Origin of the sequence: Amycolatopsis orientalis DSM 43388, from assembly GCF_000411975.1 — a bacterium.
GTDB classification, from domain to species: domain Bacteria; phylum Actinomycetota; class Actinomycetes; order Mycobacteriales; family Pseudonocardiaceae; genus Amycolatopsis; species Amycolatopsis orientalis_D.
The window spans coordinates 38207-50125 of sequence record NZ_ASXG01000114.1 but is presented as its reverse complement, the minus strand read 5'-3'; the positions used below and the strand labels follow the sequence as shown (position 1 = coordinate 50125).

The following is an 11919-nucleotide window of genomic DNA, read 5'->3' as shown; positions in this document are numbered from 1 at the left end:
GCTCGACGCGCAGCACTGACAAGGCGATCACACCGTCAACCCACAAGATCGCTGACACGCCCCCGCCGCGGCGCGGGGCACCAAGGTCGCGAGGCCGAGTCTCTTCTGGCTGCAGCTACCTCGGCGCGGTCGCGAGGTAGCGGGGCGGGGCCGTCGTTGGCTGCCTCAGTGCCTCAGCGCCTCTGGGGGTGCGGCGTTGGTTCGCGCCGGGTTCGGTTGGTTGCGGGCGGGTTGTTGGGGTGTCTCAGATTCGGGGGTTTTGTCGGGGTGGGTCGGTAGAGTTGCCTGGTGAAGGTGGTGGGGGAGCGGGGCATCGCGCGCGGGCTGGGTCGGGATCCGTTGTTTCGGCGGTTGTTGTTCGCGCGGTTCGCGGCGCAGTGGGGGGACGGGGTCTTTCGAGCCGGGCTGGCTGGGGCCGTTTTGTTCAATCCCGAGCGGGCGGCGGATCCGGTGGCCATCGCGGAGGGGTTCGCGACCTTGCTGCTGCCGTATTCGCTGGTGGGGCCGTTCGCTGGGGCGTTGCTCGATCGGTGGGATCGGCGGCGGGTGCTGGTGTTCGCGAATCTCTTGCGAGCGGCGGCGATCGTGGCGTCGGTTCTCGCGGTCGGCACCGGGGTGGGCGGGATCGGGTTGTTTTCGCTCGCGTTGCTCGCGGAGGGGATCAGCCGCTTCATCGGGTCGGGGTTGTCGGCCGCGTTGCCGCATGTGGTGGAGTCTCGGGCGGTGGTTGCCGCGAATGCGGTGGTGGCGACGCTTGGATCGGCGATGGCGGTCGTCGGCGGTGGGTGTGCGATCGGGTTGCGGGCGGTGTTCGGGTCTGGCGACGTCGGGTCGGCGGAGACCACGGCGTTCGCTGCCGTCGGGGCCTTGCTTTCGGCCTTTCTCGCACATCGGTTCGCGAAGGGAGCGCTGGGGCCGACGGTGGTCGACGAGCCGACAAATCCCGTGGTCGCGGTCGCGCGCGGGCTGGCGGACGGAGCCCGGCACGCGTGGCGGGCGCCCCGCGTCACGGCTGGGTTCGTCGCGTTGTTCGCGCATCGAGCGGCGTACGGGATTTCGTTGCTGCTCAGTGTGTTGCTGATGCGCAACTACTTCACTGACGACGGCATCTTCCGCGCCGGCCTGCCCGGGCTCGGACAGCTGGTCGGATGCGCGGGCGCGGGCATCCTCGTCGCCGGGCTGGTGACGGCTCGGCTGATCCGGTCGCTCGGGCGGACGCGAGCGGTGCTGGGCTCGTTGCTGGTCTCCGCGATCGCGCAGGCCGCGCTCGGGTTGCCGATGGTGCTGCCGCTGGCGCTGCTCGCGTCGTTCCTGGTCATGGGGACTGGCCAGGTGGTGAAACTGTCCGTCGACTCGGCGGTGCAGCTCGACGTCGCGGACGAGGCTCGCGGGCGGGTGTTCGCGCTCTACGACACGCTGTTCAACATCACCCAGGTGGTGGCGGTTTCGCTCGCGGCGGTCTTCGTCCAGGACAACGGGTACTCACCCGAGCTGATGGTGGCCGCGACCGCGCTCTACCTGCTGGGCGGGGCCGGGTATCTGCTGGCCGGCCGACGCCGCGGCGATTCGCTGCCGCAAACCGTTGCGTCCAAACGGGGGTAGTAACTCACTGTCTGGCATTAGGGTGACTTGTGACCCGGTCGAGTTAAGCTCGGCCCGCGCAACCGACACGGGGGGCCACCGTGAGCACCATCGGCGACGACCGTGCCCGTCTCGACGCCGCTCCAGCTGTCCTGACCTCGCCCGACGGGCTCGTCCGCGCGACCGCCGGACCGGCCGGCACGCTCGGCCGGCTCGAATTCGCCCCGGACGCCTTCGAGCGGACCACGCCCGCACAGCTCGCGTCCACCGTGCAGGCGCTCGTGCAGCACCTGGCCGACGCTCCCGAACCGCAGCACCTCGCCTCGATGCCCGCCCCTCGGCCGACCCCGCGCCGCGTCCGTCCGCGCGGAACCGTTCCGCAGAACCGCCGTCGCGGTTCCTGATGTCGTCCGCTCCGGACGAAATGATTCACGTGGAACCAACGAGTGCCCGGCAGGAGGCGCTCGTCGAGATCGGCCGGTTGATCCGGGAGCACCGGGCCGATCCGGACGCGGCAGCCGGAATCGGGTTCGCCCAGCTCGGCGACCATTTCGAGGTGCAGGCGCGCAACACCGTCGCCAGCCCGGAGATCGTCCAGCGGCTCACCGCGTTGCGTGCCGAGATGTACGAAGAGGGCCGGGGCACCTGGATTCAGGCGCGCTACGTGCTCACCCCGGACGGCGCGTTCGACTTCGACTACTTCACCGACGACGAGCCCCCGTGGACGACGCCGCCCGATTCGTCCGCCTACCTCGCCGAACTCGCCACCTTCCCCCGCGACGACGAGCACCTTCCCGACTGGTGGCGGCTGCACGTCGGCCTCCCGCTCGGCGTCGTGTTCCGGCACGCGGCCCCCGGAACCGGCGAACCGCTGCCGGAACGAGAACTGCCGCTCGTGCTGCGCTACCTCGAACGCGAGGCGGAGGTCGGCACAACGCACCGCACCGACGGCACCTGGATCTGGCCGGTCGAGGTGGCCGAGCAGCTGCGCGAACACCGGACGGCCCCCGATCCCGAACTGCTCCAGCACATCCGCGACCTGGGCTTCCACCCGCCATACGTCGAACCTCTGGTGCGCCGCACCGCGGAAGCCGATCTCGCCGGAGAACCGCGTCCGCGACCGACCCCGGACGACGTCCAGCGCACCGCGGCCGACGTCGCCGCCGAGCGGGAGACCAACCCCGACCCGGTCCTCTCCGACGCCGAACTCCTCACCCACCTCGGCCACCGGCTCGATTCCTTCGGCGGGTGGCCCAGCGTGCGCTGCATCGGCGGCCGGGAGGCCGGGAAATGGAGCCTCTATCAGGCCAAATCCGGTTGGGCAGTAGCCGCGCCAGACGGTCGCGAACAGACCTTCGCCCGGCTCGAAGACGCCGCTCACCAGCTGCTCGGCGCTCTCCTGCTGCATCCCGCCCGTGCGACCGGCGGCCGCGAAACCCCGCTGGAAACGGCGCGGGAAGTCGCCGACTGGCCGATCCAGCCCGTGCCGGGTGACCCTCCCCTCACGCTGCTGCGGAACAAGAGACTCACTCGGTTGGCGGAAGGTACCGTCGTTCTGCGATTCGGCGAAGAACCCGGCAACCTGGTCCACCACCAGGCGGTACGGTTCGCGACGACGTCCCTGCCACTCGAACGGGAGCGCATGAGCAGCACTTTTCGCCTTCGACGGTCACTCCAAGTGATCACCGGGGTGACGGTGCCCTGGGCGAACCTGCCCGGGGGCGCGGTGGCGTACGTCTTGCCCAAGCCGATCGCGGAACACGAGTCCGACGGAAGCCTGGAGAGGATCGAGTAGGTGGAAGCGGCGGAAGCGGTGGAGAAGGTCGGGAAGTGGTTGCGCGCCGTGCACGGCCCCGAGGTCTCCGGGCCGGGCGGCCTCCGGGTCGACCACGACCGCGTGCTGCGGGTCCCCGAAGGCTGGTCGATCCCCTACAACACCGTCGCGTTCCTCGACGACGGCCGTCCGGACAAAGAGCTGTTCCCCGCCCCGTCGGTGCTCGTGCGCGAGCCGGACGGCGAACTGCGCCAGGCGCACCCGCATCCGGGCGGGCTCAGCACCCCGGTCGCGTACCCGGGCCAGGAGAGCTGGCGCGAGGTCGTCGACCCGGAGTACGCGAAGGCCGGGCTGGGCGAACTCGGGGTGCCGCTTCCCGCGGTCGCGGGCTGGGTGAAGGTCGACAACGACGGGCACCAGACCGGCGACGAACGGGAGAACCCGGAGTACAAGGCCGGCCCCATCCGCCGCGGCTACCCGAAGCCGGAAAACCCGCTGGAAACCCTCCTCGCCTTCGCGAGCGTCGGCTGGCTGTCGCGTGAGCAGCTGCTGATCGGCCTGCTGCGCTGCGAAGTGTTCGTGCCGTTCGACCTCAAAACCGGCGCGACCGACCGCTTCTACTTCTCCGAAGAACGCAACGAGCTGCGCGTCTTCAGCTCGACCCGGCATCTGCCCGCCCGCGAGCACGCCTGGTGGCGAGTCGACTTGGCGACCCTCGCCGAGTTCGAACACCCGCCGAACCTGGTGATCAACGGCGGTCCGGCGACCTTCGAGGACGTCGCCGGCGCGGAGCTGACCGCGATCGCGAAGCGGTTTCCCCGGCAGGAACCCCGGGTCGACGAGAACGGCCGCTGCCCGGAAATCGAAGAAGACCTGGAGAAGTTCGCCGTCGAAACCGCCGCGCGGATCGGGCTGGACAAGCCGGTGGACGTGCCGAAGGCAGCCGCGGAACGCGCGCGGCGGCACGGTTTCGAGCTGACCGCGGACGAATGCCGCCGGACTGTCCTCGGCCGGTCGTGGCTGCGCCGGTTCGAACAGCCGGAACCGAGCCGGTCGCGGCCGAATGACTTGCGCGCGAACGGTCTGGTGCCGTCGTGGGACAACGACGGCCGGATCGTCCCGAGGCTCGACACGTTCGGCAAGTACCCCGAGGTGAGCCTGGAGAACTTCCGGTACGGCTGGCAGCGGGTCGTCGGCGCGTGGGTCGGCTTCGCGCTCGGCGAGGCGCTCGGATCGGCCGTCGACCGGATGCGGCTGGACGAAATCGTCTCCACTTACGGTCCGGACGGCGTGCGCGACCTGCCGCTCGCGTTCGACCAGCCGGGCCGGATCGGCTCGATGACGCAGCGGCTCCTGTTCCTCACCGAGGCGGTCATCCGCAGCCCGCATCGCGAGCAGCCGGAGTCCCGCGACGTCGAAAAACTGTTCCCCAGCGTGGTCCGCGGCGCACTGGGCCGCTGGCTGCACACGCAGGGCGCGGCGATCCAGAACGCCGACGGTTTCCTCGTCAAAGTGCCCGAACTGCACGCTCGCCGCGCCATCGACGACGCCGAGCTCAACGCATACCACGCGCTGGTCACCGGCGATCCGCAAGCCGCGCCGATGTCCGGCCCGGCCGCGCTGCTCGGCGCGCTGCCCGCGGTGCTGACCGCGGCGGGTCCGGGCACCGGGTTCAGCGGCGGCATCAGCCAGGTCGTGCGCGATCTGTCCGGTGTGACGCACCAGCCGGACGACGTGGCCGCCGCGAGCTACCTGGCGTGGGTGTTCGAAAAGGCGCTCACGAAGGATTCGTTCAGCTATCCGGTGTGGAATCTGTCCCGCGAGGTGCTCGACGAGCATCCCGGCCCGGAGTGGGCGCCGATGCGCGACCTGGTGGCCGAGGCGGTGCCGTTCTTCGGCGAGCACGGCCTGCCCGACCTGCGGATGCCGGAGCTGATCGGCGACGGGCACAGCACGCTTTCCGTCCTCGGCCGCTCGTTCGCCGCGCTTTCCGGATTCGAGAACTACCCGGAACAGGCCCTGCTGCGCGCGGTGAACCACTCCGGCCGCAGCGCGCTCACCGGCGCGTTGACCGGGGCGCTGCTCGGTGCCCGGGTAGGCGTTCCCGGCCTGCCCCGGAAGTGGGTCGAACAGCTCGAATTGCACCACCTGATCGAACAGGTGGCGACCGACGCGCTGTGGCATTTCGACCGCCATTCGGCGCGGAACGCACTCGGTGACGCCTGGGTGCAGCGCTACCCACGGCACTGATCGGTCACCCGAGCAGGTATTTGTGGGCGCATCTTCTCCCGTCTCCGGTGACCGATGGTCGGGTCGTGACACGGTCGGCTAAGTTCGTTGCGGCTACACGGGGGACTTTGGGGAGGAACCAGACGTGCGGTACCGGGTGGAATCGGGAGAACGCCCAGACGGCCTGTACGCGACGCTCGACAATCGGACTTTCGCGGCACAGCGCTCCACCACCGACGGCACGCTGCTGCTGACGGTCATCGGCGACGAGGAAGCACCCGAGGACTTCGACCGCGAGCACGAGGGCAAACCGGCTCGGGTCGTGCTCGCGAACGAGGTGCCCGCGACCTTCGACCTACGCACCTACGTCGAATACGACGACGAACTGTTCGAGGTCGCGCCAGGCGACCAGCCGAATCTGACGCTGCGCTGGACGCGGCACGATCCGTTGCGCGCCGCGCAGCTCGGGCTCACCGACTTCTCGGTGACCGTCCCCGGCAAGCAGCTGAGCGGGCTGTGGCTGACCCGGCATGACTACGGCGAGCCGAAGGCCGAGGTCGACGGCGGCGACCAGACCCGGATCCTGCGCGCGATCGGCCGCACGCTGCGCCAGGTGCCCGGCGGCTGGACGCGGGTCGCCGCGCAGTTCCGGCAGGTCGGCGACTACGCCGAGCTGGAGGTCCGCGCGGTCGGCGACGAGAACGGTCCGGTTTCGGTCTCGCTTCCCGGCACGCCGCAGCTGAGCACGCTGTTCTCCCAGCTGCGCGCCGCGATGTACCAGCCGGAGACCGGCACGTGGTTCCAAGGCACCTTCACGCTCGACGCCGATTCGCAGTTCGATTTCGACTTCGACGCCGACCAGGAGCCGGACTGGCGGCTGCCGCCCAACGACGCCGGCGAGCCCGCGCGCGAGTCCTATGTCGTGGAGCTGACCCGTTTCCCCAGGCCGGACAAGCATTTGCCGGATTGGCTCGGTGCGAAAGCCGGGCTGCCGCTGAGCATCGGCTTCCGCCAGGCGCGGCCGGTCGACGCGCACAACGAGGGCGAGCGTCCCGTGGTGAACCGGCCGCCGGTGCCGCCGGACCAGGTCCGCGGCGTGCTCGACTACCTGTTCCGCTCGCCCGTCGTACTGCACCGGCCGGTGCCGCAGCCGGACATCTTCGCGCCCGGCGCGCCACCGGACGTACCGCAGGCCTTCCACACCGACGGCACCTGGATCTGGCCCGCCGCCGTGCCCCACTACCTGCGCAAATACGGCGTTCCGCCGGAGCCCGAGCTGGTCGAGCACATCCGTGCCGCCGGGTTCCGGCCGCCGATCGTGCGCGACCTGGTGCGCGCGACCGCGGAGGCCGACGTGCTCGGCAAACCGCGTCCGGGGCGGACCGAGGCCGACCTCCCGGACGACAGTTCGCTGGCCCGCGCGGTCCGCGGCGAGCCGATCCGCGGGCTGCGCGCGGCCGAGACGCTGACGCTGCTGCAGCAACGGCTCGTCGAGCACGGCGTGCCGTCGTCGGCGTACCGGCTCGGCGCGGACGAGGTGCCCGCCGAGGGCATCTGGACCTTGCGCCGCGCGGAAAACCGCTGGGAGGTGTCACGTCCGCCGGCTGTGGAGCCGGTCGCGTTCGCCACCCTCGCCGACGCGGCCCGGTTCCTCCTCGGCACGCTGCTGATGCTGCCGCCGCAGGCCCCGGACGAATCCGATCAACCCGCGGACTGGCCGATCCTGCCGATGCGCGGCGAGCCGCCGCTGTCATTCTTCCGCGGCAAGCGGATCGTCGCGCTGCCCGCCGGCACGACGGTGGTCCGGTTCGGCCCCGAGATCGGGAACCTCGTGCACGCGAATTCGGTGCGGTTCCTCGAAACCTCGCTGACGCCGGACCGCGAACGCGACCGGCACGAGTACCGCGTGCAGCGCACGCTCCGGGTGCTCACCGGGGTCACCGCGCCGTGGGGTCCGCAGCCCGGCGGAGCGACGGCGTACCTGCTGCCGCGGCCGATCGCGCAGCACGTCGAGCAGGGAGCGCTATCCCGGCTGTGAAGCCGTGATCAGCACGGCGGGCGACCACCAGTAGTCCGCGAGCGGTTCCATTGTCACGTCGGCGAACCCGGCGGCTTCGAGCTGCCGGGTCCATTGCGCCGCCGGATGTTCCCAGTTCGTCCGCGCCGTCCCCGCCGCGACGCCGAGCAACACCGGCAGCAGAAACCCTTGTGCCACCAGGGAAGCCTGCTCGCCGTACTCAGCGACGCCGCGTTCGTACCGCTGCGCGAGCGACTCCAGATCGGCGGTGTCCGGCACGTCGAATTCAGCCAGTACCAACCGTTCGGTCCGCGGCCGCAACGCGTTCAGCACCCCGGCCCGGACGGAAGGTTCGATCGACTGCAGCGCGAACGTCGACTGCGTGAGGTTCCACGTGGAACCATCGGCGGCGAGAAAGTCCTGCGCGGTCAACGAAAACCGCCGCGCACCAGGAACCTCGACGTCGGCGAGCAGCGCTTCCGACGGCTCCACCAGGTCGATCCGCTCCGGCCGGAACGAGGCCCGCTTCAACGCCGGTTCAATCGCCAGCCCGTCGCCGCAGCCGAGATCCAGCAACGCGGCCGGACGCCAGGAGTCGTACCGCGCCGCCAGTTCTTCGCTCAACCGCCGGTACAACTCGACATTCCCGCCGCCGCGAATGAACGCGGTGAACGCGGCCGGCTGGTTATACACCGGACCGCTCGGCCCGGCTGCGAGATACGTCGCCAGCTCCGCACCCAACGGCGTCCCGGCCTCGGCGGCAAGCGCACCGGCTCGTTCGGCATCACCGTCCCGATACGCCGCCAGCGCACCGGCCACCCCGCTCACAGCGGCACCCACACCGTCACCCTCGTTCCGCTTCCCGGACTCGATTCGACCAGTGACGTCCCGCCGACCTCGGCCAGCCGCGCGGTGATCGACTCGCTGATCCCGAACCCGGCCGGCCGCTCGTCCGGGCTGAAGCCGGTGCCGTGGTCGCGGGTGATCACCGCGATCCCGCCGTTGCGTTCCTCGACGCGCACCACGACCTTGTCCGTCTCCGCGTGCTTCATCGTGTTGCGCATCGCTTCCCGCACCGCGTCGCGGATCGCGATCTGCCGGACCTCGGACAGCGTGTCGTCGTCGAGTTCGGCGATCACCAGCTGCGCGCGCAAACCGTCCCGGGCCATTTCCGCGGCCAGCGCCGCGAGCTTCTCGCCAAGCGGCCGCGCGCCTTCTTCCGCCCGCTGCGCCGCGGCCGTCTCGATGGTCTGCCGCAGCTCGATCGCCTGCGCGCGAGCCAGCCGCTGCACTTCGACCAGCCGCTGATCCGGATCCCCGGGACCGCCGAGCGCGATCGCTTCCAGCGTCTGCAGCACCGTGTCGTGCAGCATCCGGTGCTGCCGCGCGCGTTCGGCGAGCCGCCCGTTGCGGATCCCGTACGCCAGCGCGAGCCGGATGCCGAGGCCGAGCAGGATCAGCGCGCCGACCGCGGTGAACAGGACCCCGAACATCGTCGGATACAGCGACGCGGCCTGCGCGAAATCGACCGTGCCGTGGTTGAGCACGTCCGACAGCAGCCGCACCGGCAGGCTGAGCACCGCCAGCCCGAACCCGGAGGGGATGCCGACCGCGAGCGTGAGCAGGGCGACGCTGCCGAACAGGTGCTTGTCCGCGACGCCGACCGCGTCGTGGAACACCGCGGGCGACACCGTCGCGCCGATGAACATCTCGAACGTGAGCGTGGCCACGAGGTCGACCAGCAGCAGCCGACCCGCGAGGTCGCTGCGGAACGGGGCCCGGCGCATCATCCAGAACAGGCCGAACGCACTCAGCGCGACCGAGCACACGGTGACGATCGCGACCGACGCCAGCCCGGCCGCCCCGTGCCTGACCGCGTACGAGGCGAACGTCGACGGCACCACCAGCAGCCGGTAGACGAGCGGGACCAGCACCACGTACCGGGCCGCCCGCAGCAGCAATCCGTCGTGGTGCCGGTCGTCGACCGGGCCGGCCATCCGCGAGATCCGCTGCAGCGCGCGCACCGGCGTCGGATCGGCGATCTCGTCGGTCAGCCCGGTGGTCGCGGTGGCCAGCGCCGGCGTGCCGCGCCGCAGCAACATCACGAGAAAGCTGGCTCCGCGCCGGTCCCCCTCCTGCTGCCGAGTCATCGATCCCCCTGTTCGGTTCAAGAAAGGGAGTATCTCGGCTGGCCGGGCGATGATCCAGAGTCCAAAGGGGGATCGTGGTGAACCCGCGATCCTGAATTCACTTCCCAGGACTAGTCGGCCGAACCGAGGCCTTCCGCCGCCGCCCACTTCTTCAGTTCGGCGACCGCCTCGTCGTGCTCCAGCGGACCGCGGTCCAGCCGCAGCTCCTTGAGGAACTTCCAGGCCCGGCCGACCTCCGGGCCCGGCGAGAGGCCGAGCAGCCGCATGATCTCGTTGCCGTCGAGGTCCGGCCGGACGCGGTCGAGGTCCTCCTGCTCCTTGATCCGCGCGATGCGGGCCTCGAGATCGTCGTAGGTCGCCTGCAGCGCGGCCGCCTTGCGCTTGTTGCGCGTCGTCGAATCGGCGCGGACGAGCTTGTGCAGCCGGGTCAGCAGGTCGCCGGCGTCGGTGACGTAGCGGCGGACCGCCGAATCGGTCCACTCGCCGCCGCCGTACCCGTGAAACCGCAGGTGGAGGAACACGAGCTGGGAAACCTGCTCGACGATTTCCTTGGAGTACTTCAACGCCCGCAAACGTTTGCGGGCCATCCGGGCGCCGACCACCTCGTGGTGGTGGAAGCTCACGCCGCCGCCGGGCTGGAACTCCCGCGTGGCCGGCTTGCCGATGTCGTGCAGCAGCGCGGCCAACCGCAGCACGAGGTCCGGTTCGCTGGTCGGCTCGTGCGTTTTCTCCAGCGCGATCGCCTGCGCGAGCACGGTCAGCGAATGCTGGTAGACGTCCTTGTGCTGGTGGTGCTCGTCGATCGCCAGCCGCATGCCGGGCAGCTCGGGCAGCACCCGGTCGGCCAGCCCGGTGTCGACCAGCAGTTCCAGGCCCGGCCGCGGGTCGGGGGCGAGCATCAGCTTCGACAGTTCGGTCTGCACCCGCTCGGCGGTGATCCGGTCGATCTCACTGGCCATCGACGTCATCGCCTCGACTACGCGCGGCGCGGCGGTGAAGCCGAGCTGCGCGGAGAACCGGGCCGCGCGCATCATCCGCAGCGGGTCGTCGGCGAACGACTCCTGCGGCAGCGCCGGGGTGTCGAGCACCTTCAGCCGGAGCGCGTCCATGCCGTCGTGCGGGTCGATGAACGTCTTCCCGACCAGGTCGATCGCCATCGCGTTGACGGTGAAATCGCGGCGCAGCAGGTCGCCCTCGATGGTGTCGCCGAAGGTGACCTCGGGATTGCGGCCGACGCGGTCGTAGCTGTCCGCGCGGAACGTGGTGATCTCCAGCGTGGTGCCGTTCTTGGTGACGCCGACGGTGCCGAACGCGATGCCGACGTCCCAGACCGCGTCGCCCCATTCGCTCACGATCTGCAGCACCCGGTCCGGGCGCGCGTCGGTGGTGAAGTCGAGGTCGTTCGACAGCCTCCCGAGCAGCGCGTCGCGCACGCTGCCGCCGACCAGGTACAAGCTGTGGCCAGCGCGCGCGAAGCGCTCGGCCAGCTCGTCGGCCAGCGGGGACACTCGCATCAGTTCCGTCACCGCGTTCTGCTGGGCGACCAGGTTGTTCACTCGAATCCCACCACGAAAATGGCGCCAACGCTGCCGGCGCCGCCGGACACGGACACGGAGAGCCAGAGTACCCGGGCGACCGTTTGCTCTAGCATCGCAGCATGTCTGGATCTGCCGGTCGCGCCGGACCGCCGACGCCGCGCCGGCGGCGACGGCGGCACCGCGGCAGGCGGCTGACCACGGTCGACGAGACCTCGGCGGGCGGACTGGTCGTCGACCCGGAGCGAGAACACGCGGTGCTGATCGGGCGGCTCGACCGGCACGGCAGACTGCTGTGGTCGTTGCCGAAGGGCCACATCGAGGACGGGGAGACGGTGGAGCAGACCGCGGTGCGCGAGGTGAAGGAGGAAACCGGCATCTCCGCGCGCGTGCTGCAGCCGCTGGGCACCATCGACTACTGGTTCGTCGCGCAGCAGCGCCGGGTGCACAAGACCGTGCACCATTTCCTGCTCGAAGCCACCGGCGGCGAACTGTCGGACGAGGACGTCGAGGTGACCGAGGTCGCCTGGGTTCCGCTGGCCGAGCTGGAGACCACCCTCGCCTACGCGGACGAGCGCAAGCTGGTTCGCGGGGCAGCAGAACTTTTCGCGCCCGACGAGCGCGGCTGAGAGG

The 11919-nt window shown here is 70.5% G+C and carries 9 protein-coding genes; 6 read left to right on the top strand and 3 right to left on the bottom strand.

What is annotated here, in order from left to right:
* Window positions 1–288 precede the first annotated feature (288 nt).
* From L942_RS22140 to L942_RS22120, 5 genes are all read left to right on the top strand, one after another.
* On the top strand, window positions 289–1602 hold the full coding sequence (locus tag L942_RS22140; protein ID WP_081655167.1) for an MFS transporter: 1314 nt from the start codon (window positions 289–291) through the stop codon (window positions 1600–1602).
* Window positions 1603–1682: 80 nt separating this feature from the next.
* Window positions 1683–1985: a hypothetical protein gene (locus L942_RS22135; RefSeq protein WP_037363580.1), complete on the top strand. Its 303-nt coding sequence runs from the start codon at window positions 1683–1685 to the stop codon at window positions 1983–1985.
* Window positions 1986–2005: 20 nt separating this feature from the next.
* Window positions 2006–3376, top strand: a complete 1371-nt coding sequence (locus L942_RS22130) for a TNT domain-containing protein (protein ID WP_037363592.1) — start codon at window positions 2006–2008, stop codon at window positions 3374–3376.
* The gene (locus L942_RS22125; protein WP_037363577.1) at window positions 3377–5605 is read left to right on the top strand and encodes an ADP-ribosylglycohydrolase family protein; all 2229 of its coding nucleotides are present in this window, start codon (window positions 3377–3379) and stop codon (window positions 5603–5605) included.
* Window positions 5606–5729: 124 nt separating this feature from the next.
* Entirely contained in the window at window positions 5730–7622 is a 1893-nt protein-coding gene (locus L942_RS22120) for a TNT domain-containing protein (RefSeq protein WP_037363575.1), read from the top strand.
* Here L942_RS22120 and L942_RS22115 read toward each other — a convergent pair.
* The 3 genes from L942_RS22115 to L942_RS22105 form a co-directional block, all read right to left on the bottom strand.
* Entirely contained in the window at window positions 7608–8441 is an 834-nt protein-coding gene (locus tag L942_RS22115) for a hypothetical protein (RefSeq protein WP_037363573.1), read from the bottom strand. The two genes, L942_RS22120 and L942_RS22115, sit on opposite strands and share 15 nt — an antisense overlap.
* Window positions 8426–9751 (bottom strand): sensor histidine kinase, encoded by a 1326-nt coding sequence (locus L942_RS22110; RefSeq protein ID WP_037363571.1) that lies wholly within the window; start codon window positions 9749–9751, stop codon window positions 8426–8428. Before L942_RS22110 ends, L942_RS22115 begins: the two co-directional genes overlap by 16 nt.
* A 110-nt stretch (window positions 9752–9861) precedes the next feature.
* Window positions 9862–11307, bottom strand: coding sequence for a CCA tRNA nucleotidyltransferase (locus L942_RS22105; protein ID WP_037363568.1), 1446 nt, complete (start codon window positions 11305–11307; stop codon window positions 9862–9864).
* 101 nt (window positions 11308–11408) lie between these two features.
* On the opposite strand from L942_RS22105, the gene L942_RS22100 reads away from it, so the two are divergent.
* A complete protein-coding gene (locus L942_RS22100) occupies window positions 11409–11915 on the top strand; it encodes an NUDIX hydrolase (RefSeq protein ID WP_037363565.1) in 507 nt (168 codons plus the stop codon).
* Window positions 11916–11919: the final 4 nt, after the last annotated feature.

Coding starts and splice junctions, on each gene's coding strand:
- L942_RS22100 (WP_037363565.1), top strand. CDS start 11,409: ATGTCTGGATCTGCCGGTCGCGCCGGACCGCCGACGCCGCGCCGGCGG.
- L942_RS22110 (WP_037363571.1), bottom strand. CDS start 9,751: ATGACTCGGCAGCAGGAGGGGGACCGGCGCGGAGCCAGCTTTCTCGTG.
- L942_RS22130 (WP_037363592.1), top strand. CDS start 2,006: ATGATTCACGTGGAACCAACGAGTGCCCGGCAGGAGGCGCTCGTCGAG.